The organism is Mucilaginibacter sp. OK283 (assembly GCF_900110415.1).
GTDB lineage: Bacteria > Bacteroidota > Bacteroidia > Sphingobacteriales > Sphingobacteriaceae > Mucilaginibacter.
In genome coordinates this window covers 40726-66939 of record NZ_FODR01000022.1, presented here as the reverse complement: position 1 = coordinate 66939, position 26214 = coordinate 40726, and the positions used below count along the sequence as shown (strand labels likewise).

General features: G+C 43.7%; 21 protein-coding genes. 9 read left to right on the top strand and 12 right to left on the bottom strand.

Annotated elements, in window-relative coordinates; translation table 11 throughout:
- Positions 1 to 304: 304 nt before the first annotated feature.
- The 3 genes from BMX56_RS29225 to BMX56_RS29215 form a co-directional block, all read right to left on the bottom strand.
- Complete coding sequence (locus BMX56_RS29225) at positions 305 to 1027, bottom strand: carbonic anhydrase (protein ID WP_090653265.1); 723 nt, start codon at positions 1025 to 1027, stop codon at positions 305 to 307.
- Between the two features lie 95 nt (positions 1028 to 1122).
- Complete coding sequence (locus BMX56_RS29220) at positions 1123 to 2727, bottom strand: SulP family inorganic anion transporter (RefSeq protein ID WP_255369955.1); 1605 nt, start codon at positions 2725 to 2727, stop codon at positions 1123 to 1125.
- A 77-nt stretch (positions 2728 to 2804) separates the two neighbouring features.
- Positions 2805 to 3137: a hypothetical protein gene (locus tag BMX56_RS29215; protein ID WP_090653264.1), complete on the bottom strand. Its 333-nt coding sequence runs from the start codon at positions 3135 to 3137 to the stop codon at positions 2805 to 2807.
- Between the two features lie 108 nt (positions 3138 to 3245).
- Here BMX56_RS29215 and BMX56_RS29210 point away from each other — a divergent pair, with 108 nt between their 5' ends.
- On the top strand, positions 3246 to 4787 hold the full coding sequence (locus BMX56_RS29210; RefSeq protein ID WP_090653263.1) for an acyl-CoA carboxylase subunit beta: 1542 nt from the start codon (positions 3246 to 3248) through the stop codon (positions 4785 to 4787).
- Between the two features lie 81 nt (positions 4788 to 4868).
- Positions 4869 to 5366: a 4-fold beta flower protein gene (locus BMX56_RS29205; protein ID WP_090653262.1), complete on the top strand. Its 498-nt coding sequence runs from the start codon at positions 4869 to 4871 to the stop codon at positions 5364 to 5366.
- A gap of 19 nt (positions 5367 to 5385) precedes the next feature.
- Here the strand turns inward: BMX56_RS29205 and BMX56_RS29200 are convergent, their stop codons facing one another.
- A complete protein-coding gene (locus tag BMX56_RS29200) occupies positions 5386 to 5790 on the bottom strand; it encodes a GNAT family N-acetyltransferase (protein WP_090653261.1) in 405 nt (134 codons plus the stop codon).
- A 55-nt stretch (positions 5791 to 5845) separates the two neighbouring features.
- Positions 5846 to 6760 carry a DUF6340 family protein gene (locus tag BMX56_RS29195; protein WP_143065563.1) on the bottom strand — a complete coding sequence of 305 codons (915 nt, stop codon included), beginning with the start codon at positions 6758 to 6760 and terminating at the stop codon, positions 5846 to 5848.
- 266 nt (positions 6761 to 7026) lie between these two features.
- Here BMX56_RS29195 and BMX56_RS29190 point away from each other — a divergent pair, with 266 nt between their 5' ends.
- Positions 7027 to 8142, top strand: a complete 1116-nt coding sequence (locus tag BMX56_RS29190) for a M42 family metallopeptidase (protein ID WP_090653259.1) — start codon at positions 7027 to 7029, stop codon at positions 8140 to 8142.
- A gap of 87 nt (positions 8143 to 8229) precedes the next feature.
- Positions 8230 to 9132, top strand: coding sequence for a nucleotidyltransferase family protein (locus BMX56_RS29185; RefSeq protein WP_090653258.1), 903 nt, complete (start codon positions 8230 to 8232; stop codon positions 9130 to 9132).
- A gap of 67 nt (positions 9133 to 9199) precedes the next feature.
- On the opposite strand, the gene BMX56_RS29180 is transcribed toward BMX56_RS29185, so the two are convergent.
- Positions 9200 to 9583, bottom strand: a complete 384-nt coding sequence (locus BMX56_RS29180; protein WP_090653257.1) for a hypothetical protein — start codon at positions 9581 to 9583, stop codon at positions 9200 to 9202.
- A 144-nt stretch (positions 9584 to 9727) separates the two neighbouring features.
- Entirely contained in the window at positions 9728 to 9904 is a 177-nt protein-coding gene (locus tag BMX56_RS30330) for a hypothetical protein (RefSeq protein ID WP_177183956.1), read from the bottom strand.
- 8 nt (positions 9905 to 9912) lie between these two features.
- Between BMX56_RS30330 and BMX56_RS29175 the strand changes: the two genes are divergently transcribed.
- On the top strand, positions 9913 to 12177 hold the full coding sequence (locus tag BMX56_RS29175) for a glycoside hydrolase family 31 protein (protein ID WP_255369954.1): 2265 nt from the start codon (positions 9913 to 9915) through the stop codon (positions 12175 to 12177).
- Between the two features lie 476 nt (positions 12178 to 12653).
- Here the strand turns inward: BMX56_RS29175 and BMX56_RS29170 are convergent, their stop codons facing one another.
- Together BMX56_RS29170 and BMX56_RS29165 are read right to left on the bottom strand one after the other, a co-directional pair.
- Positions 12654 to 15077, bottom strand: coding sequence for a zinc-dependent metalloprotease (locus BMX56_RS29170; protein ID WP_090653255.1), 2424 nt, complete (start codon positions 15075 to 15077; stop codon positions 12654 to 12656).
- A gap of 95 nt (positions 15078 to 15172) precedes the next feature.
- Positions 15173 to 15778: a DUF4142 domain-containing protein gene (locus BMX56_RS29165; RefSeq protein ID WP_090653254.1), complete on the bottom strand. Its 606-nt coding sequence runs from the start codon at positions 15776 to 15778 to the stop codon at positions 15173 to 15175.
- Between the two features lie 317 nt (positions 15779 to 16095).
- On the opposite strand from BMX56_RS29165, the gene BMX56_RS29155 reads away from it, so the two are divergent.
- Entirely contained in the window at positions 16096 to 17049 is a 954-nt protein-coding gene (locus tag BMX56_RS29155) for a lipid A deacylase LpxR family protein (protein WP_090653252.1), read from the top strand.
- Positions 17050 to 17128: 79 nt separating this feature from the next.
- On the opposite strand, the gene BMX56_RS29150 is transcribed toward BMX56_RS29155, so the two are convergent.
- Positions 17129 to 19207, bottom strand: coding sequence for a TonB-dependent receptor (locus BMX56_RS29150; protein WP_090653251.1), 2079 nt, complete (start codon positions 19205 to 19207; stop codon positions 17129 to 17131).
- A gap of 85 nt (positions 19208 to 19292) precedes the next feature.
- Positions 19293 to 19652, bottom strand: coding sequence for an MmcQ/YjbR family DNA-binding protein (locus tag BMX56_RS29145; protein ID WP_090653250.1), 360 nt, complete (start codon positions 19650 to 19652; stop codon positions 19293 to 19295).
- 42 nt (positions 19653 to 19694) lie between these two features.
- On the opposite strand from BMX56_RS29145, the gene BMX56_RS29140 reads away from it, so the two are divergent.
- From BMX56_RS29140 to BMX56_RS29130, 3 genes are all read left to right on the top strand, one after another.
- The gene (locus BMX56_RS29140; RefSeq protein WP_090653249.1) at positions 19695 to 20309 is read left to right on the top strand and encodes a class I SAM-dependent methyltransferase; all 615 of its coding nucleotides are present in this window, start codon (positions 19695 to 19697) and stop codon (positions 20307 to 20309) included.
- A gap of 544 nt (positions 20310 to 20853) precedes the next feature.
- A complete protein-coding gene (locus BMX56_RS29135; protein ID WP_177183961.1) occupies positions 20854 to 23259 on the top strand; it encodes a glycoside hydrolase family 31 protein in 2406 nt (801 codons plus the stop codon).
- A 278-nt stretch (positions 23260 to 23537) separates the two neighbouring features.
- Positions 23538 to 25712 (top strand): DUF5916 domain-containing protein, encoded by a 2175-nt coding sequence (locus BMX56_RS29130; protein ID WP_218152510.1) that lies wholly within the window; start codon positions 23538 to 23540, stop codon positions 25710 to 25712.
- Between the two features lie 124 nt (positions 25713 to 25836).
- Here the strand turns inward: BMX56_RS29130 and BMX56_RS29125 are convergent, their stop codons facing one another.
- Positions 25837 to 26163, bottom strand: coding sequence for a DUF6686 family protein (locus BMX56_RS29125; protein WP_090653247.1), 327 nt, complete (start codon positions 26161 to 26163; stop codon positions 25837 to 25839).
- Positions 26164 to 26214 lie beyond the last annotated feature (51 nt).

The window sequence follows — 26214 nt, the reverse complement described above, 5'->3', positions numbered from 1 at the left end:
TGGTTCTCCAAAACCAGAAATGACAAAAGTTCACCCTGCCTTTTTTATAACTTATCCACAAACTTTTTAGTTTTTAACCCCCCCCTCCACCCCCCCTTCCAATAATAACAATCAGTGTCTAATTGCTTTCTTAAGACCAAAGGAAATGACAACTTTTCCATTTTATGGTGAGAAACCACAACCTGGGCACAAATCAAAAAGGCAATAAAAAACCCCGGCCATTTTCATGAGCCGGGGCTAATCAAACATAATAAACCCCAGATGCCAATCAAACAAAGGGAGGCTATTTCAATCAAACAAAAAATTAATGCGAGGCCACAGCTTCAACGCTATCCAGCTCATACACATAACCTAAATTATGCGGACTGCTACTGCTCACTTTAATATCCTTCACCAAACCGGTACCTAAATCTATTACCCAACCGTGTACTTCCAGGTCGTGGCGCTCCATCCAGGCATTTTGGATAATGGATGTTTTGCACAGGTTATACACCTGCTCACTTACATTCAGCTCCACCAACCGGTTTTGCTTTTGGGTTTCGTCGGTAATACGGTCAAGCTCATGACTGTGCAGGCGGTACACATCTTTAATATGGCGCAACCAGTTATCAATTAAGCCAAACTGTTTGTTGCTCATTGCCGCGGCAACGCCGCCGCAGCCGTAATGACCGGCAACTATCACATGCTTTACTTTAAGCACGTTAACGGCATAGTCAAGCACGCTCAGCATATTCATATCCGAGTGTACGCATACATTCGCAATATTACGATGCACAAATACCTCGCCCGCTTTGGTGCCTGTAACCTCGTTGGCAGGTACACGGCTGTCGGAGCAGCCTATCCATAAAACCTGCGGATGCTGGCCTTTAGCCAGGTTAGTAAAAAAGTTGCTGTCTTCTTTTAACTTTTTATCAACCCACTCGGCATTGCCACGAATAAGCGCTTTATAACTATCGGCCTGGGCCAGTTGTATGTTGGTGGTATCAATTACCGGTTTTTCGTTCTTTTTATTTTCTATAAGTGCCATGATGTTTTTCTTTTTTAATTGTTAATTACTGGTATTGCTAAATCTGTTTAACGGCGATGTGCCGCAACTTAAAACTGATAACGCAATACTCAAAACTAATTAGGGTTATACATTAATTCTTTTAAAGGAGGTACATCGTACTTGTCCTTTATTTCAAGTAGTTGCACCACTATGCCCTTGGTATAGGCATTGTGTTTGTAATTGTGGATGATCTCGAGCACATCCGGATCTATGTAACGCGAGTTGGAGCCGTCGATGATCACGTCAGTTCCGCTTGGCAGACTGGTAAGCGTAATTTGTATGGCCGCTTTATTTAAAAAGGATACCTCCTCGGCCAGTTTAATCCTGATCACCTTTTTATCGCCGTTTTTAGTAATCTGGTAAAAATACGGGTTGCGTAAATTGGTGCGCAGTATGTAAAAGATACCTACAAGCATGCCAATGCCAACACCTATCAACAGGTCGGTTAAAACAACGGCCACAATGGTTACCACAAACGGAATAAACTGGCTAAGCCCCTGGTGCCACATGTGTTTAAACAGGGCAATACGCGCCAGCTTATACCCTGTCATGAGCAGGATAGCAGCCAAACAGGATAAAGGGATTAAATTGATTAATACCGGGATAAATAACAGCGATATTAATAAAAGTAAGCCGTGAACCACGGCGCTGGTTTTGGTACGCGCGCCCGAATTAACGTTGGCAGACGACCGAACGATAACAGCTGTCATAGGCAAACCACCTAAAAGGCCGCTGGTAATGTTACCTATACCCTGGGCTACAAGCTCGCGGTTAGTTGGCGAAATGCGTTTAATCGGGTCTATCTTATCAACGGCTTCCAAGCTAAGCAAAGTTTCAAGGCTGGCAACCACGGCAATTGTAAAGGCGGTTATCCAAACCTGCTTGTTACCAATGCTGCTAAAATCTGCCGTTTTAAAAAGGGCAAAAAACTCGGTACTGCTGTTTACAATAGGTATGTGTACAAATTGCTTGTCAAGCAGTGCCAAACCTGTATTTTTAAATGCCAGGCTTAAGGCAATGCCCGCCAATACAACCAGCAAAGGCGCGGGCACCATAGCCATTTTTTTGAATTTTGGCCAATATATCATCAAAGCCAATGAAACTATGCTGATAATTACTGCCCCGTAGTTAATTTTACTCAACGCGCCCAGCACACCCGAAAAACTATTGTGTTCATCGGCCTGGTTAAAGCCTTCATCACCTTCAAAATCGGCATCGTAGCCCACCGCGTGCGGAAACTGCTTCATGATCAGGATGATGCCGATAGCGGCTAGCATGCCTTCAATTACCGCCGACGGAAAGTAATTGGCTATCGTTCCGGCCTTTAAAATACCCAGCAAAATCTGGAAAATGCCAGCCAGTACAAGCGCCAATAAAAATGTCTCATATGCACCAAGGCTGGTTATTGCGTTTAATACAATAACGGTTAAACCAGCGGCCGGGCCGGCCACGCTAAGCTGCGAACCGCTCAACGAGCCTACAACTACACCGCCAATAATACCGGTAAGCACACCGGCAAATAATGGTGCGCCCGATGCTAAAGCTATACCAAGACATAAGGGTAACGCTACCAGGAATACAACCAGACTGGCCGGAAGATCGCGTTTTAAGTTTTTGGGCAAAAAGTATTTTTTTAGGTTAAGATTGCCCATGGCAAATCCACCTTGCTTAATTGACATAAGAAATGTGTTTGAATAAAAATTTAAATGAATTGTAAAGCGTTACAGCCCGGATAAGAAATATCCGGTTAAATCATTTAAACGTTGGGCGGGGGAGTTGGCACTACCGGATGGTAGGTTTGTATATACAGGGCATGCTCCATATTGTGAAGCACTTTAGTTTCTGCAACAAAAGTAATGAAATCAATACTGTGTAAATCGTACTCGTCAAAAACCTTTTTCTCTTTAAATACATCCTTATCGGGCGTATCCTTTTCGGCTTTTGATTCCTGCTCTAATTGCAAAATTACCGCGCTTACGGCTTTGCTGTCAAGATATAAAAATACAGGCGCAAGTGATAGGGTCATCTTTAGCATAAAGACCCCCATAAACATTGCAACTACCAGTATTTTAAATTTCCTGATCTTCATTATCACAAATATAATGAAAAATCCTTCCTGAGAAAGCATGTCACAGCAGTTTTATGTACATCTTACAATTTAATTACTATTTTTAGCATGTTACAAACAATCTGAATTGTGAATAAAAAGCTCGGAGTATTAAGACAAAAACGCCAGAAGGCATTTGAAGGCGGTGGTGCGGTACGTATTGAAAGTCAGCATAAAAAAGGGAAATTAACAGCACGTGAGCGGCTCCATTTTTTAATGGACGAAGGCTCGTTCCAGGAGATTGGCATGCTGGTTTCTCATCGTTCCACAGATTTTGGGATGGAGAAAGAAAAATATCCCGGCGATGGTGTTGTAACCGGTTATGGCACTATTAACGGGCGATTGGTTTATGTTTTTTCGCAGGATTTTACCGTTTTTGGCGGCTCATTGTCAGAAACACATGCCGAAAAGATTGTGAAGATCATGGACCTGGCCATAAAAAACGGCGCACCGGTTGTAGGCCTTAATGATTCTGGCGGTGCCCGCATCCAGGAAGGGGTTGTATCCTTAGGCGGTTATGCCGATATATTTTATAAAAACACCATGGCATCGGGTGTGGTGCCTCAAATTTCGGCAATTATGGGCCCTTGTGCCGGAGGTGCGGTATACTCCCCGGCCATTACCGATTTTATTTTAATGGTTGAGCATACCTCATACATGTTTGTAACCGGGCCGAATGTGGTTAAGACGGTTACCCATGAAATTGTAACATCCGAAGAACTGGGCGGTGCAACAACCCATGCCACCAAATCGGGCGTTACCCATTTTGCCTGCACAAACGAGATTGAGGCTATCCAAAACATCAAAAAACTGCTAAGCTATATGCCACAGAATTGCGAGGACAGGGCCCCCGCCCTGGCTTATGATATTGGCAACGAGCTTCGCCCCGAATTAGATACACTTTTGCCCGAAATAGCATCAACTCCTTATGATATCCGCGAGATTATTGATCATGTAATTGATACAGGCTCGTTTCTGGAGATCCATAAAGATTTTGCTGAAAATATTGTTGTTGGCTTTGCCCGCCTTGCCGGCCGCAGCATAGGCATCGTGGCCAACCAGCCCGTATTTTTGGCCGGAGTACTGGACATTAACAGTTCTACTAAAGCTGCCCGCTTTGTGCGCTTTTGCGATAGCTTCAATATACCTTTGCTGGTATTTGAAGATGTGCCCGGCTTTTTACCGGGTACCGACCAGGAATGGAATGCCATTATCACCAACGGCGCCAAACTGCTTTACGCCTTTTGCGAGGCTACCGTTCCGCGTGTTACTGTAATTACCCGCAAAGCCTATGGTGGCGCTTACGATGTGATGAACTCTAAACACATTGGTGCCGATATGAACTATGCATGGCCATCGGCCGAGATTGCTGTGATGGGGGCCAAAGGCGCTGCCGAAATTATTTTTAAGCGGGAAATCAGCACAGCCGAAGACAAGGAAGCCAAATGGAAAGAAAAGGAGCAACTATACTCCGACACCTTTGCCAACCCATACCGCGCCGCCGAACGCGGATTTATTGATGAGGTAATTGAACCCGCCGAAACCCGCCTTAAACTCATCCATGCCTTTAAAATGCTGGAAAATAAAGTGGTAAACAACCCGAGGAAAAAGCATGGGAATATGCCGTTGTGATAACCGTCGTCTGCGATAAAAAAATTAATAGTAATTAAACTTTTTATTGTTGTTGTAGTCATTGTAACAAAACTTAAACTCATGCGCTACCTCATCATCCTTGCTATAACTGCCGCCTGGCTTAATTTTAATGGTGCAGTTAATCACTTACAACCACCGCATACACGTGGCGGCGCCATTTCAAGCGTTGGGATATCAAATATTAAGTTTTCGGGCGACGAAACTGCTGTTTACAACCGGGTCGGAGTTGTGATAGGATGGATAAAAGACGCCATTGTATTCAATTACGAGGGTAACAAAGCCTTAGCTTTTATAGACAAACAGGATGTTTTTTCATTTGCATATGGCAATGCTTACTTAGGGCAGTTTCATAATGGCTTTTTTCGCGATAAAACAGGGAATGCTGTTGCCTGGGTACGTGGCGCATCGGGCGGGCCCATCACACTGCCTCCATTAGATAGGGTAGCACCAATTTTTATGCCGGTGATAAAACCCATAACACCAATAGTAACTACTATTACCCCGATTGAAACGCTTTCATGGTCAAACCAGAGCTGGGACGATTTTTTGGGCCGGTAAAGATAGCGGGATATATATTTCAGATTAACTTCTCCAATATTTCATAATCGAACCCATTCTTTGAAAAAATTTGCCCGGTTTGCTTAAAGTCAGCCTTCAAATAAAAGTTTATAGCCGATATACGCGCGTTACACCATATGCGTATGCCGCCATTGCGCACAGCAAAATCGGTTATATGTCTGAGCATTGCGCTCCCGATTCCCATATTTTGCTGCGATTCATCAACGGCAAACTTTCTGAACTGAAAATCTTCGCCGCGCTGAAACAAGGAAACTACGCCTATTATCGCATTATCTTTAAAAGCCGCAAAATGAAGGCCATCCTGGTCCTCCTCCATTTCCATTTCATAAAGCTTTTGCTGCGGATATAAAACTGTTTGGCGCAGCCGCCAGGTTAATTCAGGGCGTATTTGTTCTATTTGCATTTATTTTAATTAATAAGCCTTATCAACAACTTGCCTGATGGACAAGCACATCCAACTACTCCTTCATCAAATCCACAATTATCGCTTTTGCGTAATCGTTGGGGTGTTTTTCGTTAGATAGTTTGGCGGTTTTAAGCGCCTCATCAATATCGCCCTGGGCTTCATAAACTACTGCCAGGTTATAGGCTGCTTTGCTGGCAAGTTTGGTATCAGCACCATCTATCAATGGGTTTAATATTTTAAAAGCCACATCAAATTTGCCGGCCTTAATTTGCGTTACCGACGATTCAAGTGCGCCGCCGTCGGCGTACAAGGGACGTTCGTTTGATATTGAAAAAGGCAAATAATCTTTTAAGGCATCCAGGGTAGCATCACGTGTGGCTGCTGTCATCGCAGGAATACTGCTTCTGTAGGATGGCTTATTAAATAAAGACCCAAAACCACCTGAATATGTTTCATCCTGGGGCACTTCGGCCATCCCTGCCAGCTTTTTTGAATAAATTCCGTTACTTTCAAATAGCGCGAGGCTGGTCTTTATTTTTGTAGTATAATAGTTAGATGGAATGCCATTGTAATAAACCGTTTCGGGATAAATACCCGCGCCGATGTCATTTAACACCAATACATAGTTGGCTTTGTGTGCAGCGGCCAAAAATTTAACCGAGTCGGTATTTACGGTGTAGTTTATCGAATCGACAAGGTTGATGATGTGTACACCTTTTAAATATTTTAACTGGTTGGCGGCAGTTTGAAGTGATACAACTGCCATCTTTTTCAAAACGCTTATTCTTCTGTAATCCCTGATCTTCACAGAATCCGGCCGGTAACGGTTTGCCACTACAATGATAGTACTGTCGCGGCTAAAGCCCATTTTAGGACCATAATTAACCGGTACAGTAACGTATTGAGGCACGCTACAGGATGTCAAAAAAACGATAATCAGGATAAAAAGGGGCGCAAAGCGTTTCACGATGTGGTTTATTAAGGTAATAAAGTCCAAAAATATTGTAAATAACCCAAACTTACAGATTACTGTAGGGTATACAGTTAATGACAAAAAAATAATTAAAAGGTTTAATTGCCCCTTAAATTAAAAAAAACGTTAATTATCGATGTAGAAGTATTAAATTAACAATAAAAACGTTAATTTATTTCCATTATGGCAAGTTATTTTGAAGCATTATCAATGGCTTTATTATATTTGCTTTATTGCTTAATATAGGTTACTCAAACAACATGGCTAAAAAGAAATCAGATCCCGCTCCGCATATTTCAGTTGTAAACGAAACTTCACTGGCTTTTTTCGAAAAATACATAAACAACCCCTCGCCTACCGGTTTTGAATGGAAAGGCCAGGAATTATGGCTGGAATACATGAAACCATATATCGACACACATTATGTAGATAATTATGGTACCGCGGTTGGCATCATTAACCCCAAAGCCGATTATAAGGTTGTTATTGAAGCACATGCCGATGAAATTTCGTGGTTTGTAAACTACATCACCAGTGATGGATTAATATACGTTATCCGTAACGGTGGGTCTGATCACCAGATAGCGCCTTCAAAGCGGGTAAACATCCATACCGACAATGGTATTGTAAAAGCCGTATTTGGCTGGCCCGCAATCCATACCCGCACTGGCGGCGATAAGGAAGAAGCCCCGACACTTAAAAATATCTTTTTAGATTGCGGATGCACCTCAAAAGAAGAGGTTGAAAAATTGGGCATTCACGTAGGTTGCGTTATCACTTATGAAGATGAGTTTATGATCCTGAACGACCGCTACTATGTTGGCCGCGCTTTGGATAACCGCGCCGGTGGCTTCATGATTGCCGAGGTAGCCCGTTTGTTGAAAGAAAACAACATTAAATTACCCTTTGGCTTGTATATTGTAAACGCTGTTCAGGAAGAAATTGGTTTGCGCGGTGCCGAAATGATAGCCCATAAAATAAAACCAAATGTGGCAATAGTTACCGATGTAACCCATGATACCCAAACGCCCATGATTAACAAGATTACCCAGGGCGACCTGGCTTGCGGTCGCGGCCCCGTTGTATCATATGCTCCGGCAGTACAAAATAACCTGAATAAATTGCTGATAGAAACTGCCCAAAAAGCCGAAATACCTTTCCAGCGCCAGGCTTCCTCACGGTCGACAGGTACCGATACGGATGCATTTGCTTACTCTAATGATGGCGTGCCATCGGTATTAATTTCTTTGCCGTTACGCTATATGCATACCACTGTAGAGATGATTCACAAACAAGATGTAGATAATGTGATCCGTTTAATTTACGAAACATTGTTAAATATTACAGCCGGCCAGGATTTCAGGTATATCAAATAATTAATCCGGTTAAAACAATTTCGATTTCAAACCATTTCCTTATTCTATTAAAAAATTAGCAATTAAGTACTCCCTATATACATCCTTATGAAACCCACACTACTTATTTTGGCCGCCGGGATGGCCAGCCGTTACGGCAGTATGAAACAGGTTGACGGCTTTGGCCCCAACGGAGAAACCATAATCGATTATTCAATATATGATGCTATAAAAGCAGGTTTTGGTAAGGTAAGTTTTATCATTCGCGAAGAATTTGCAGATAATTTTAAAGCTATCTTTGAACCCAAACTAAAAGGCCGCATTGAAACTGATTACGTTTTTCAAAGCTTCGACCTGAAACCATTTGGCATTGATAAAGAAATTGAACGCGCAAAACCCTGGGGCACTGCCCACGCGGTACTTGCCGCACGCAACCAGGTAAATGAACCTTTTTGTGTGATTAATGCCGACGACTTTTATGGTTACGATTCGTTTGAAAAAATGGCCAAATTTTTAACTACCGAAGTTGCTGACGATACTTATTCGTTAATAGGTTACCAGATTGACAGGACATTGTCCGACTACGGATCCGTATCGCGCGGTGTTTGTAAAGTTGATGATGCCGGCAACATGGTCGAGATTAATGAGCGTACCGAAGTTTACTTTAAAGAAGATGGCAGTGTGGCTTACAAAGATGGTACCGGCGAACACGCCTTAAGCAATGATACCCGTGTATCTATGAATTTCTGGGGCTTTACACCCGCTGTTTTCAAACAAAGCGAAGAAATGTTCAGAGAGTTTGTTGCCGCTAATGAAAACAATCCAAAATCGGAGTTTTTTATCCCGTTGGTGGCCGATAAGCTGATCAAAGAAAATATTGCATCATTTAAAGTTATCCCAACAGGCTCAAAATGGTTTGGTGTTACTTATAAAGAAGATAAGCCTATTGTACAAAAAAGCATTTCAGAACTGGTTGCCAATGGCACCTACCCGGCTACACTTTGGGATTAAGTTACAGCTATATAAAAAGCAAAAAGTCTGGCAGATCGCCAGACTTTTTGCTTTTATACGTTTTGGATTAGTCTATAAAGAAGAATCTTTTTTTGTTGTCTTCATCGTAAACGTGAACGGTTTTTGTAACCATCTGATCGTTTGATTTGATCTCGAATTTATAATCGCCGTTATCCAGGTTGGTTAGTACGTAACCTTTCTCTACTTCAACTTTGCTGGGCAAAAAGTCTTCCATCAAAATATTATTGGCCTGGTCAAAAATGGTTACATATGATTTGCTGGCTTCGTTTTTTGAAATCATTACTGCTACACCACGGTCGTGTTTTAATGATGATACAGTGATTACGTCTTTAGCTTTTTCGGTATGGCCTTTGGCATTGGCAGCAGCTGAAGTGAAAATACCGGCGCTTAATAACAAGAATAATGCTGATAATTTGATTGAATTTTTCATGATCTTTTTATTTTTTAAATGTTGTTTTTAAATGTGTTTGTTATTTTCAATATCCAAAACAACAACATCTTTTGCAATTGCCAAAACCAAATAGACCATCCATAAGTAGTTATAGACCAACAGCTTATAACGATCTTCAAACTGCTAAAAATCCACAAAATGGCTACTCACCGTGGTTTTATAGTTCAATAGCCGCTGTTCATCGATGCGTTTTTGCTGTTCATCGGTTATGCGGGTATAATTGGCTACTTTACTTTTATAAAAACCATTGAAACTTAATGGCGTTGCCTTTTTGTGCCCTGCTACTAATCGCGCCGGCATGTTACCATATGGAAGTAGAAATATTAGGGAACGTAAAAAGTTTTAAACAACAGGGCGGCCTGCTAACTATTAAAACGATAGAAGCAGAAGCAAGGGTATGTGTATACAGCCCGACAATCATCCGGGTTAATATCAGTAGAAGGCACAGTGCCCCGGATAGTTCTTATGCTGTTATACAACAACCTATCGGCAAATTTGAATTTGATGAATCGGCTGATGCAATCGAAATCAACACCCCGGCATTAAAACTCAGCATCAATAAATCTCCCTTGAGGTTTAACTTTTCTACGGCTGACGGCAAACCCCTAAGCGAAGACGATAGTCGTTTTGGCACCAACTGGCAGGGCGAGCGCGTAATTACCTATCGTAAATTATATGCCGATGAAAAATTTATTGGACTGGGCGAGAAAGCCGGCAACCTTAACCGGCGCGGAGCATCGTACGTTAACTGGAATACCGATGCGGTTGACTATAACAACAAAAGCGACCCTTTATATAAAACCTTTCCGTTTTTTATAGGCCTGCACAGCGTGCTAACCTATGGTTTGTTTCTGGACAATACCCACAAAAGCTATTTCGACTTTGGCGCCACCACCGACGATGAAATGAGCTGGTTTGGTGCCGATGGCGGCGATATGAACTATTATTTTTTTGGCGCACAGGGCGTAGCCAAAATTATTGAAGATTATACCTGGCTCACTGGCCGCATGGAAATGCCGCCACTATGGAGCCTGGGTTACCAGCAATGCCGCTGGAGCTATATGAGTGCCAAAGAAGTATTAAAAATTGCCAAAACCTTCCGCAAAAAGAAAATTCCGGCCGACGTGATGTATTGCGACATTGATTATATGGAGGGCTTCAAAATTTTTACCTGGAATAAGAAAACCTTTGCTAATCCGCGGGCCATGATGAACGAGCTAAAGGCGATGGGTTTTCATTTGGTTACGATAGTTGATCCGGGAATAAAGATTGAAGAAGGCTACAAGCAATACGATGAAGGAGTAGCTAACGACTACTTTGCCAAATATCCCGATGGCGAAAACTATACAGGGTATGTTTGGCCGGGCCGCTGTCACTTTCCCGATTTTTTCAAGGATGATGTGCGGGAGTGGTGGGGCGCAGCGTTTACCGCTTTGACAGATGTTGGCGTTGATGGTTTCTGGAATGACATGAACGAACCTGCAGCCTGGGGGCAAAACATCCCATGGATGGTAAAGTTTGGAGATAAATATATGCCCGAAGTACGTAATGCTTATGGCATGCAAATGGCCAGGGCTACTTGCGAGGGCACAAGAAAAATCCTGAATAACAAACGACCATTTGTACTCACCCGGGCCGCATACGCCGGCACACAGCGCTATTCGGCCGTGTGGACGGGCGATAACACCGGCACTGATGAGCACATGCTTTTGGGGCAGCGTTTAGTAAACAGCCTTGGTATAACCGGCATATCTTTTACCGGCGTAGATATCGGTGGCTTTAGCGCCAACCCGACGCCGGAGCTAATGGTACGCTGGAATTCGTTAGGAGTTTATACGCCAATGTTTCGAAACCACGCTATACAGGGCAGCAAAATGCGCGAGCCATGGGAATGGGGAGATGTCAACGAGCAGCTCATCAAAAAAGATATTGAACAACGATATAAGCTGTTGCCCTATATTTATTCGGCCTTTCATCAATCCACACAAACAGGCTTACCCATTAGCCGCACGCTGGCCATTGGATATCCTTTTGACGAAAAAGTATATTTCGAACGCTTCCAAAACCAGTTTATGTTTGGCGATGCATTGTTGGTTGCGCCGGTTGAAAGCGATAAATTTACAACCGATATTTACCTGCCCAACGGTGACTGGTACCGCTTAAGTACCAATGAAAAACTTAAAGGTGGTAAAATTGTAAATGTAGCCTCGCCTTTAACCGATTTGCCTGTTTTTGTAAAAGCAGGCTCCATTATACCGATGCAAAGCGTCATGCAAAGTACCGCCGCTAAAGGCGATGGGATATTGCAAATTCACATCTGGGCAGGTAAAGAGGCTAACGAATTTGTTTATTATGAAGATGACGGAGCCACTTACGATTATGAGCGGGGTGTTTATTATAAACGGATTATTAGGTTTGATCCGAAGAAAAAAAGCGTCACCTTATCGGCAGTTGAGGGAACGTTTTTTTCGAGGTTTGATAAACTGAGTATTGTTTGGCATGGATTTGAAAGAGGGGTGAATGATAAGGTTGTTGATTTTATGAAGGAGGAGATGGCGGTAAGGTTTGTCTGAATCGGAATTTTCAAAATCAGATAATTAACAGAATTTTGCCCGAACCGAAATTACTAAACGAATTTTTAGATTTTCTCGAAATTGCTTTTAAAATTCTGCTAATTCTATAATTTGTTTAATTCCGGTTCAGACAAAGCATTAGCGATTGCAGCGGGTACCGGCCTCGCGCTTAAGGCCTTGTGCGCGTATGAGCGTAAAGCGCGGCCCGCAGGGAATGCCATGAAAAAGAGCAAAGATTTTCAAGGTCTTTTTTAAATCGTTATCGCGATCCATTGATTGCAACACAATTTTATTGCCGTTGGTTTCCCAATGTAGAGACGCAATACTTTGCGTCTCCCGCGTTTAGGCCCGAATTTTCAACGCTCGATAGTTAGCAATTGAAAATCCGGGAATTTGCATGATTGAGTTGCATGCGGGAGACGCAAAGTATTGCGTCTCTACAAATACGACTTGCAATCGTAGATTTTAAATCATCCCTAATCCATCCCAATCGGCGATCCATCCGGCATATTCAACACTGGTGTCGGTTGAAATTTATCGGGGTTTTTCTCAAACTCATTGATTTGTGATAAACCGAACAGCAAATTAGCTTTATTGCTACCCGTAGCAGTAAGCGCCGCTGTTTTCATCCATTTTTTAAGGTCATCTATCTGTAGTAACGCAATACCGCGCACGCTTTCGGGGGCGCTGGTTGTGGCAGCCAGGGTTAGTATCTGCCTCAGGGCAAGGTTATTTACCAGGCGTTGCAGTTCGCCTTTATAGCCTGCCGGTTGCGGGGCTTTCCAGGTTTGGGCTACCAGTTTATTCAAAACAGGTAAAAGGCCCGGCTGGGCATTATCGCGCGATTGGTATTCAACCAGCCTGGCGGCGCGCTCGGGCTGTAACATGAACGATAAGGTTGCAGCAGCGGCAGATTCTGCAGCGGCCATCGGATCAAAAGTGAGGCCGGTATGCGATTTAAAGGTTTCCCTTGTACGCGGATAACCAATTGGTCGCGGTGGTATTTTCTCTATCAACTTTTCGGGCAGTGCCAATGCATCTGGGCTGATGGTACCCATCAGCGCATTAAAAGCCTTCCATTGCTCGGCAGGGGGCACAAATTTGGTAATGGTTTGTCCATCGTTTTTAAGTGCGAAAGTATAATACAATCCGCCCAACATTTTCGAAGCAGCCTCGGCCTGGAAACGGTGAATCAAGTACATCGGCACCAATACCTCTTCCAGCGTAGCCATTGGCGCGTCCTGGCGGATGGCTTTTTCCGAAAAATTATCCAGCACATGTTTACGTAAAACCATCAGCCTGTTCAGTTCATCGGCAGCATTGGTACCGCTATCCCATAAATGGGCCTGCGGATGGGCGCTGCCTGCAGGGCGGGCATCATCATCAGATATAAATAAAAAGCCTTGTTTAATGGTTTCTGTAATGATGCCTTTTAATGCCTCATCTTCATTAGTGCCTTTGGCAAAATCCTGGTAGCCATACAGGATGGCGCGTTTATCGTATTCGCCAATTCCGGTGCGATAGGCTTTGCTTAAGTCAATTGTACCATCAGCATTCAGGCTGATAACCGGTGGCGGATAATCCATTACCGATGCCCTGCCGTTTACACTTGCAGTAAAATTATGCTGCAAGCCCAGGGTATGGCCAACCTCATGGGCCGCCAATTGCCTTAAACGGGCAAGGGCCATTTTCATCATTTTATCGCTTGTTGGTTTACCATCTTCATAAGGTTGAACCAATCCTTCGGCAATCAGGAAATCCTGCCTGTCGCGCAGGGAGCCAAGGGAAACCTGGCCTTTAATTATTTCGCCTGTACGCGGATCATCAATTGATGCACCGTATGACCATCCTCTGGTTGAGCGGTGAATCCATTGGATAATATTATAACGGATGTCCATTGGGTCGGCATCCTCGGGCAGTAGTTTAACCTGGAAAGCGTTTTTATAACCGGTAGCCTCAAAGGCCTGGTTCCACCAGCCGGCTCCTTCAATCAGGGCGTTACGCACAAGTTCGGGCGCCCCACGGTCAACATAATATATAATGGGTTTTACGGGTTCACTAATTGCCGCAGTAGGGTCCTTTTTTTCCAACCGGTGGCGGGTAAGCATCCTTTTCATGATAGGCTCATCAATAGGCGTTGCGTAATCCATATAGTCCACATCGTAAAAACCAGACCGTGGATCGAAGTTGCGTTTTTTATAGCCATCGTCGGGTAGCTTAATAAAGGATTGGTGCATCCTTACTGTAACGGCATTAGCGTCAGGAGTTACCGAGCTAATCTCGTAACCTTTGCCTTTTCCGGCCAGGGTGATAGTGGCCTCAAATTCTGAATTATACGGAAAGCTTTTTGTATTGGGTAAATACACAGCCGACCGGCTATCGTCAAAGCCAAAATTACCCTGGTTGGCATCATTCAACCTATCAGCAATTTTATGGCTGTCGCGCAGCAAAAAGGGGGTAAAATCAACCAAAACCCTATTGCCATCCTGGGCTACAACCGTTGTGCCCCAAATAGCCGATTGTGCAAAGGCTTCTTCTACAGATTTTCGTTCTTCGGCATTATTGCTGATAGCCCGGTAGCTGTAATTGGGCTGCATCAATAATACCTTAGGACCGCTTTTTATGAATTTCACAATGCGACTACCACCAATTTGCCCTCTGTCCAAACCCAGGTCGTTTGATCCAACCCCAGCAGGCATCGAGTTTACGTAAAGAAATTCCTGGTCGAATTTATCTATCTCTAAAAAAATCTTCCCGGTTTTCTCGTCCCAATAGAAGTTAAAATAACCGGTGTATTTGGTAAAGCCTTTTGTTTTGGCACCAATCTCATCGGTTTGTTGGGCTTTAACATTCAAAACAAAAACTAATAAGGCAAAAAAGAGCAGGTAAACTTTTTTCATAGGGAGGCTAATCTGTTGTTATGCCCTAAAATAGGTATAAAAACAGAAAAGGAGGTAAAATTACCTCCCTTCCATTGTTATAAAATCAGCATTAATTATTTCATGCCTTTTTTTATCGCCTCTATTTCGGTAAGATGACCTTTTATAGTAGGTAAAGTCTTTTCGGCAAAAGCCTTCAAATCTGCGTCTTTACAGTTTTTGGCAGCATCTTCAAACATCGATATTGTTTTTTTGTGCCCGTCAACCATGGCATCTACATAAGCTTTGTCAAAATCGCTGGCCGATTTTTTTGAAAGATCTGCCAACTCCTTTTGCTTTTCTTCACTTGGTGCGGCTGGCAATGTAATGTTTTTGGTTTTGGCAATAGCCATTAATTCCTCATTAGCTTTGCCATGATCGGCCACCATCATTGCTGCAAAATCTTTAACTTTTTGATTTAAGGCTTTGGTTTCGGCAACTTTACCTGCCGCAACTTCGGTCATACCACCGTTGGCAGCGTCAACAGCAAATTTTGCATCATCTTTATCAACAGCAATGCCTTTTGCGCCGGTTACGCCGGTAGTATCGTTAACCGCCATTGTTGATGTGTCTTTAACGGCATTGGTACTGTCGGCAGCATCTTTACTGTCTTTGGCACCGCCGCATGATTGGAATGATAAGGCAGCAATTGCCATCATCGCCATTAAACTTAACTTTTTCATAGTAGTGATTTATTTATGTTTTTATAGGCAACAACTTTTACTCAGATAAGTTTTATTTTCTTATTTGTAAAATACATTAAGTTTATATAAATAAACCCTTTTCAAAGCAATAAAATTTGAATATAAAAATGTCCCACAGCCGCCAGCCTGGCACAACCGAACCGCCCTGGCAATCTTTTTTTTACCGATTTTCTTTCAACGTTTTAATTTTGATTTCTCACATATTTACAATTGTTTACAACATTTTTCATAATACGATGAACTATGATATAAACCACTCAAAATTTATATATTGGCCGCAGAAATATTCATACTAAATGCTAAACAAGCTTTTTTTTACGCTGGTATGCCTGTTGGGCTGTACCACATTATTTGCCCAGCAACATAGCCAGGAATTTGGCATCCAAACTGATAACGACTCGTACCTGGGCCAGGGGTCTGATAGGTATTACACCAATGGTATTTTTTTTTATTACCGTAAGGCCTTAAAAGTTGCAGAATCAGGGAACCTTCAAAACAAAATTTTGGGCATCGAATTAGGGCAAAAGATGTTTAATCCACAATCGGGCTACGTTAGGGATGCAGGCGATGTTGACAGGCCTTTTGCCGCATACACCTATATTGGCGGTACCTTAAACCTGTTATATAAAAACGAAAGCACCCTTAAACTTGGGGCGCAAATAGGGCTGGTTGGCCCGGCGGCCGGTGGCGAACCCGTTCAAAAACTTATTCATAACACTTTTGGCTTTTACACGCTAAACGGCTGGCAATACCAGATCAGGAATGATGTTGAGCTTAATTTATCTGCCGAATATAACAAGCTGCTTGCCCGTGGGTCATGGGCAGATGTAAGCCTGGCCAGCTATGCCAATTTAGGTACCGGCTTTACCGGGGCCGGATTAGGACCGCTGTTTCGCCTGGGCAACTTTAACCAGCTATTCAGTTCAATAAGTACGCAAAGCACGGCCTCGTTGACTCCTCAAAGCAATTTACTGCACAAGCAAGAGTTATTTTTTTACTACAAACCGCAAATAAACGCCATAGTTTACGATGCCACCGTACAAGGCGGCCTTTTTAGCAGCCACAACCCTAATAGCCTGGAAATTACCGGGACCAAAAAGCCCTTTGTTTTTAGCCAGCAATTTGGCGTAGGTTTTAGCTTTACCCGTTTCACTTTTGATGTTGCCGCTATTTTCCACACCCGCGAAGTTAAGACGATGATACATTCGCACCAATGGGCGGCAATAACAGGGGTTTATAGATTTAAGTAAGATTAAAGTTCAAATTGGGGAATTGAAAATAGCAACACTAAAAGAGTTTAAGATGAATTGTTTTTAAAATCAAAACCCCTTACAACCTCACATTCATCCCCACATTATAATTCCTTAAAGGCGAAGCGTTATAATACCTGTTGCCTACTGCATTTAAATCGTTCCCAAGGCTGTATTTTTGGTTCAGGATGTTATCTGCGGCAGCAAAAATCTCCAATCGTGTTTTATGCCCAATTGTTGGTTGCCAGCTAACCCTGGCTTGTAACAGGTTATAATGCCCGGCATATATTGTATTGGCATCGTTGAGCGGAATTTTTGAAGTGTAGTTATGCTGTGCAAACAACGAAAGATCTGCCGGGAATTTGAGTTGCAGGCTGGATACAAACACATGCCTGGGCACACCCGTTAGCCTATTGCCCGAATAGCTGGTGCTGGTAACCGTATAATCGCGAAAAGTAAACCCGCTGTAAGTATATGATTCATTAAACTGAAGGCCACGGATAAAATGTGTACTATTCTGGCGAATAATCCAATCTGTAAACGATAATTCAAAACCTGGCTGATTGGTGCCGCCGGCATTGATATAGTGCTCGGTTTCGTCGGCATTTAAACGGCGCACAATGGCATTGCTGATGCGGTAATAAAATACAGAAGCGTCGAGCAGCAAAGTTTCGTCCTGGTTGCGCAGGCGGAAACCGGTTTCGTAATTCCACCCGGTTTGTGCCTGCAGGCTGGTATTTACAATATTATCAGTAGGCCGCACCTCGGCGGTGGTTGGTGTAGAGTAGCCGCGGCTTACCGACGCCCGCCAGATAAAGTTATTGGTAAGCTGGTAGCTTAAGGCCAGCCTTGGCATTAACTGCGACGTAAAATTGCGGTTGGTAAAACCGCTTTGGTTAAGCGGGTAAATATTTTTAAAATCATAGTCGTACCAATTCAAGCTCAGCGCGGCTTCCGCATGGAGGCGTTTAAATAGGTCTGCCGAATAGCGCCCGAAGATAAAATGCTGGTTGGTGTGGATATTATCGCTGGTTTGGGTGGTGTCCTTTACGCCTTTTTTATTGCCATAATTGCTAATCAGCGAATTGGTTTGCTGCCACTCAATTCCTAAATCGGCTTTCCAATCCAGGTTTTCCTGGTGATTGCCGGCCAATTCAAAATAAGTGCGCAATCCATAAGTATTTTCCTTACGTTGCTCATAATTGGTAATAAATGGGTTGGCAAAATCAACATGGCTGCCAAAAACAGACAGCACGTTCCTGATCCTGTCGCTTAAATGGTATTCGTTGGTCAATCCGCCTAAATACATTTTAGTGGTGATACCAATTTGCTGTTGTATAGCTCCGGGTAAAGTTGCAGTTGGCTGCCGCGCCAGTGTTGGGTTGGCTGTAAACTGCGCCAGGTTTAAGCCGCCGGGCGTTTGGTAGGCCAGGTTGGAATATAGCCCCAGCACTTTTAACTCGTTTTTACCGCTATAGTTCCATTTGTCGGCCAGTTGTATGTAATTGCGGTGCGTATCGCTATGTTGCCTGTAACCATGATAGGTTTGAAAACTTTGGCTGATATTAAACAGATTTGCCCCCGAACGCTGCTGAAGCGTAACTTTTTCGTGGAACAAGCCATAGCTGCCGGTATTAACGCCCGCCGTTAAATAACTACCATCATTATAGCGGTTAATAGAACTCAGCAAAACTACCCCGCCGGAGTTGGCGCCGAACAAGCTGCCATCGGGGCCTTTTAGTATTTCGATACTGCCTATGCTGCCTATATCAATAGCATTCAGGTAAGTATTGCCCCCGGCATCCGTTAAGGGAATTTCATCAAAATAAATTTTTACATCCCTAACCCCAAACGGCGACCGCAACAGGCTCCCGCGGATGGATAAACGGTAGCTCCCAGGCGAACGCTCCTCGGCCCGGATACCCGGAACGGTATTTAATGCCGTTACAAATGAATTATCGGGCTGTAATTTTAGTTGTGCGGCACCCAATACACTTACCGAAGCCGGTACACTTAACACAGGTTGTTCGCTCAGGTAACCGCGCACAATTGCGGTTTTTAGGTGCGTTGTATCTATTTTTTCCGTTTTTTGGCTTTGAGCGGTGGCATTTATAGTTGTGGCGAGGACGAGAAAGCAGCTCAGGTACAATTTTATCATATAGTCAAATAGGTAGGCAAAAGTAGTTGTTTTAACGCTAAATGTGCGTTGTGTTTTGGTAACAAGTTGGGGCGAAAAGCAGTATTTACCCGGCTGACATCATTACATCGTATTCTTTTAACAGTTTTTTTGTTGCCCGTGCACGATAGGCGGTTATCAACAGGGTTTTAAGATCATCAGGCGATACAGTTTCAAGGCGTACCACCATGTATTTGTAATTGATGTAATGATTGGTAATAAAGAAGGTATGCGAATCGCGCGCCATCCATTTTTCACGTTCGGTAGTATACACTGCAAGCAGTTCCTGCGCCAGTTTTACGTTGGTAAAAATCTTTTTATTTACATAAAAGGCCGGGTATTCAAAATGCATTCCCTCGGTAACGCCAGGCAAAGGGAGCAGTATGCTGCGCAGAAACTGCATGAAGATCGACATATCTGTGGCCATAATTAAAGTTAGGTAATTTTCATATTATTCTTAATTTTCGGCATGCAAAATCAGCTTCAGCAAACATTTGGCAATATTGACATTTACCTGTTCGATCAGTTATTGAAAGGCCGGTTTGATGACTGCAAAACCGTATTGGATGCCGGCTGCGGCAGCGGCCGAAACCTGGTTTACTTTTTACAAAACGGGTTTGATGTTTATGGGGTTGATCAAAGCGAGGCGGCTGTTGATGCGGTTAAGCAATTATCCGCCATGTTAGCGCCGGCTAATCCCCTGTCAAACTTCGCGGTATCGGGTGTTGAAGATCTGCCTTATATTGATAACACTTTCGACCTGGTGATTTGCAGCGCAGTTTTACATTTTGCAAAAAGTATCGAACATTTCGACAACATGATACACTCGCTTTGGCGCGTACTTAAGCCCGGAGGATATTTTTTTGCCCGTCTTGCATCGGATATCGGGATTGAAAACCTGGTGAAGCCTGTTGATAATAACAACCGTTTCTTGCTCGCCGACGGTTCTGAACGTTTTTTAGTAGATGAACAAATCTTGCTGCGCTATGGCTTTGCGCTAAACGGTACGCTTTACGAACCCATAAAAACAACCAACGTACAAAACCTGCGATGCATGACTACGTGGTGTTTGCAGAAGCGTTGAGCCTGCTCATGCAATGAAGTTAAAAACTCACCATCGCTATAAAGAATGCTAAAATGGTTTAGCTACCAACAAACCTCGGCCTTGAACGCGGGCAAATACTCACCCGACATCGCTGCGCTCGTCACCCTCTCTTCGCTGCGCGTAAAGAGGGGCTTGAATAGCTGTTTATTTATGTCGGCCAACTCAATCGCTATCACAAATGCTAAAATGTTTTAGCTATCAACAAATACCCTCCGCTATTCGAAGTCTCTGACTTCGAATCACTATGCCTGTAGTTTAAAACTACAGTGGTTCAGTCCAGCGCGACGAAGAACAACATAACATTAACACGTTCTCTCACAATCCTGTAGTCTGGAGACTACCGGCATAATGGTTCGAAGTCAGAGACTTCCAACAGCACGGGATTATGCCTGTCGGGTGTGTCTCAGCCTTACTGCAAATATTTTTTCTTCAATTAAAAAAAGTATCTATATTCACGTTTTCAAAACAGGTGTTATTCTTACACTTATTATAAACTAATTTATTGCTGTTCAATATGTTTAAAATGTTACCCACCTTAAATGCAAAAATAAAACAATCGATTGCGTTGTTTATTTTGCTGGCAGGCGCTATGGCCACACTCACCGCAAACGCTACTGTTAAATCCTTTAAAAAAGGCCCCGATGGCGTTACCTTTTCTTTAGATAAAGGCCTGATGAAGGTGCTTGTGCGCAGTGCCGACATCATCGAAGTAAAATATACCATTTTTGATGCCTTTGAAACCAAGCCATCGCTGGTGGTGGTTAACAGCTGGAAAACACCAACTGCCTACCAGGTAACAGCAACCAAAACCGAAGTAATAATTACCACGGCAAAAATGAAGGTAATAGTGAACAAGGCCAGCAATGCTATTACTTATACCGATTTAAAAGGCAACGTAATTACTTCCGAAGACAGCGAAAACAAAACGATAACTCCTGCAACTATTGCCGGCATCAGCACCTATAATGTAAGCACACAGTTTACCTCGCCGGTAAACGAAGCGCTTTACGGTTTGGGCTGCCACCCCTTAGATTCTTTATCCATTAACTATAAAGGCCGCAACCAGGAGTTGCTAATCAAGTACCTTACCGGTGCTATCCCGGTATTATTATCAACCAAGGGCTATGGCTTGCTTTGGGACAACTATTCGGCATCAAACTTTTATGGCGCCGAGGCTGATAACACCAAATTTAAGTATGTATCCGAAAGTGGTAAACAGGTTGATTACTTCTTCTTCTACGGCCCTTCTTTTGATCATATTATCGATTCATATCGTATAGCAACCGGCCGTGCGCCAATGTTTGGCAAATGGGCTTACGGGCTTTTCCAATCGCAGGATAGGTACATGAGCGAAAAGGAAATATTGACTGTTAAAGATAAATATCGCGATAATCACATCCCTGTTGACGTAATTGTACAGGACTGGTACTACTGGGATCCGTTGCCAATTGGCTCGCACGTGATGAAGCCCGAGCGTTACCCTCACCCAAAACAAATGGTTGATGAACTGCACAAGGCAAACATCCATGCCATGATTTCGATATGGCCTGTATTTGGTAAAGGCACCCCCAACTATGATGCATTAGAAAAAATGGGCGGCTTAACCGATATTACCTGGGATAACGTGGTTACCCACACTTTTGATACTTATTACGATGCCCACAACCCTAAAGCCCGCGAATTGTATTGGGACCAGGCACGCGATAGCCTGGTAAAACGCTACGGTTTTGATGCCTGGTGGATTGACCAGTGCGAGCCGGATAATGGCGCTTTGCTTGATGCCCGCCGCCAAAGCAACTTTAGCATAGGTAAAGGGATTGATTATTTTAATACCTACTCGTTGCAGCACACCAAAGGTGTTTATGAAGGCTGGCGCAGGGATATTCCGGGCAAACGCGCTTTCTTTTTGGTAAGGCAATCATTTGCCGGCGAACAGCGTAATGCAGCCACCTTATGGTCAAGCGATATTGAATGTACCTTCTGGAACTATAAAAACCAGGTGCCGCAGGGTATTAACGCCTGCGCATCGGGTATCCCCTATTGGACATCAGATATCGGCGGTTACCACTTCCATTGGAAAGCTGCCGACTGGTCGCAGCCGGATAAGCGCGAGCTGTTTACACGCTGGTTCCAGTTTGGCGCATTTTGCCCTATTTTCCGTATCCACGGTAAAGGCGAGCGTGCATTGTTTAGCGACAATTGGGATGCCAATACCAAAGCCATCCTGTTAAACTTTGATAAACTGCGTTACCGCCTGCTGCCATACATCTACTCGCTGGCCGGCAAGGTAACTACCGAAAACTACACCATGATGCGTGCCCTGACATTTGATTTCAGGAACGATGAAAAAGCCTATGGCATACCAGACCAATATATGTTTGGCCCCGCCTTTATGGTTAACCCGGTTACCGAACAGCTGTATACATCGGCCGATGCTGATAAAAAAGCTAAAGCTCGCCAGGTTTACCTGCCCGCTGCAGCCAAATGGTACAACTTTTGGACAGGCGAAGTGCTCGAAGGTGGCCAAACCATCAGCGCTGCAGCCCCTATCGAGATATTACCGCTTTATGTAAAAGCTGGTTCTATCATCCCAATGGGCCCGCACATGGAGTACGCTACCGAAAAACCCGCCAGCAATATCGAGTTAAGGATATACCCCGGCGCAGACGGTACCTTTAAGCTGTACGAAGACGAAAACGAAAATTACAACTACGAAAAAGGAGCCTTTGCCATCATCAGCTTTAACTGGAATGATAAAACCCATAAACTGACTATATCAGATACCAAAGGCCATTTTAAGGGCATGTTAAAAAGCCGCACCTTTAATATTGTGCTGGTTAAGGGCGCACACGGCTCGGATGTGGAGATTACAGCCAAAGCCGATAAAGTGGTTAAATACAGTGGTAAAGCGATGGTAGTAAATATGTAGTTAGCAAAAGACGGTGTCATTTCGAACGAGGTACGAGGAGAAATCTTCGACGCCCTGCTTTACATTGCATGTAGTATAGCATATTGTCGAAGATTTCTCCTCACTCGTGCGCGCAGCCCCCCGCTGGTTCGTTCGCAATGACAACCCGTTTTTATAATGGTAACAATCTTATCCGAATTTTTGATTCTAACACCTAATTATTATCTTGCTCAATAATATAACCTGGCCCGCTACAACAGCGGGCTAAGTTGTGTTTAAACCTTTCATCTTCATCAAACTTGAACAAAGTAAACCCGTACATATTTTTTAAAATAGAGCTACTGATACTGGCTATTTGTTTGTTCAGGTTACCTGCATCGGCGCAAAAAAAGAATTCGGCGTTTCAATATCATATTCGTAAAACCACAGCGCCCATTACTATTGACGGGGTTATGGACGAGGCCTGGCATAGCGCCGATTCGGCTGCTAACTTTTTTATGGTGATGCCTATGGATACCAGCCGGGCCAAATTACATACCGAGGTGCGGATGACCTTCGATAACAACAACCTGTACATTATTGCCGTTTGCTATACCGCAGGGCCCGGCGAATACATGGTTGAATCGCTGAAGCGAGATTTCGCCTTTCAAAAAAACGATAATTTTATATTTTTTCTCGACCCCTTTGACGCCCGCACAGATGGCTTTAGCTTTGGCGCCAACGCCGCCGGCGCTCAATGGGATGGTACCATGTACGAGGGTGGCAAGGTTGACCTTAGCTGGGATAACAAATGGATATCGGTAGTAAAAAACTATCCTGATAAGTGGGTATTTGAAGCGGCCATCCCCTTTAAAAGTATCCGCTATAAAAAAGGCGTTGGCCAATGGGGCATTAACTTTAGCCGGAACGACCTGATATCTACCGAAAAATCGAGCTGGGCGCCGGTGCCAAGGCAGTTCCCCACGGCGTCGCTGGCGTATACAGGCCTATTGGTTTGGGACGAATTACCGCCCGATGCCGGCACCAACATTTCGCTCATCCCCTACGCGCTTACCGGCCTATCTAAAGATTACATAGCCGGAACCAAAACCGACTGGAAAAAAGAAATAGGCGGCGATGCCAAAATAGGCCTTACCTCGTCCCTCAACCTCGACCTTACCGTTAACCCCGATTTTTCGCAGGTTGATGTAGACCAGCAGGTGGTAAATTTGAACAGGTATGAATTGTTTTTTCCCGAGAAGAGGCAGTTTTTTTTAGAGAACGGCGACCTGTTTGCCAATTTTGGCTACGCCGATATCAGGCCGTTTTTTTCGCGCAGAATTGGGCTCAATGCACCTATCAGGTTTGGCGCCAGGCTAACGGGCAAGCTGGATAAAGATTGGCGCGTTGGGCTGATGGATATACAAACCGGAACATCAAACGATGCCCTTACCCCTGCCCAAAACTATGGTGTACTCACGCTTCAGCGGCGCGTTTTTGGCCGTTCAAACATCGGCTTTATGTTTATTAATAAGGATGCTACAGGGACATCAACCCCGGGCAATGCCTATAACCGCAACTTTGGCATGGAGTACAACCTGGCCTCGCCAAGCAATTTATGGACCGGCAAGCTTTTAGGCCTAAAATCATTTACACCCGGCCTTAAGGGACACGACCTGGTGGCAGCAGCCCATGTGCAATACCTGAGCAAATACTGGACGGCCTATTTGCAAGATGAGTATGTTGGCAAAAACTATACTGCGGGGGTTGGCTACGTACCCAGGGTTGGCTATAATAAAATCAGTCCGCTGCTATTACATAATTTTTTCCCCAAAGGCGGCGATGTGCTTATCCATGGCATCCAGCTAACCAGCAACTATTATTTTGACGAGAATTTTAAGCGCACCGATAACGAAAGCACCTTAGCCTATATCATGACACTGCGTAACAAAAGTACATTTACGATATCGGGGATTGATACCTATATCAAATTATTGGTACCGTTTGATCCAACAAATACAGGCAAAACACCGCTGCCTATTGGCTCGCAACATCATTGGAATACGGTTGACATGCAGTTTGTATCGAAACCGCAGGCGCTATTTACTTACCTTTTAGAGGGCTTGCACGGTGGTTATTACGATGGATACCGTACCAGCCTGATTGCACAACTGGGCTACCGCTTTCAGCCTTATGTTAACCTGTTTGTAAACTCCTCATTTAATGATTTGCGCCTGCCCCAGCCTTATGGCGATACCCAATTTTGGCTGATTGGCCCAAAGGCAGATATTACCTTAAGCAACACCCTATATTTTACCACTTATGTACAATACAACGGCCAGGTAAAAAACATTAATACCAACGTGCGCCTGCAATGGCGCTACAAACCGGCATCAGATTTTTTTATTGTTTATGGGGATAACTCCATCCCATCACCCTATACCGTTAAAAACCGCCAGCTGGTAGTTAAGTGGACTTACTGGTGTAATCTTTGATTTCGGAATTTCGATTTCGGATTTGCTAATTTTGATTTCGGATTTGTAAATTCATAATTTTCGATTTTTTTCATTTTCAAATCTTCAAATTCTCAAATTTTCAAATCATCTGAAATCTGCACATCTACTCCCCCCCTTCCATCAGGCTGTATACTTCCTGCATGTAAACGGCTTCGTTCATGGCGGCATGAAAATCTTCCCATTCATCGCTGCTGAAGGTAAACTGTACATCATTTACCGGGGTACGCATTACCATACGTTCCTGCCCGTCGGGAAACGGGAAAGTATAATTCTCAAAATTAAGCTCAAGGGTAAAATCCCGGAATTGTACAAACTGCTCGGGCGTAAAACTCAGGATAAGGTTATTATTCCAGATGAAGATACAACGGCACTCCTGGCACCGGCTTATAACCGATGCACCAACCTGGCTCAATACTTTTGCGTCGCACATAAATAGATAGATTTAATTGGTGCCTGCCCTGTAATAAAGCCATCACGGCAT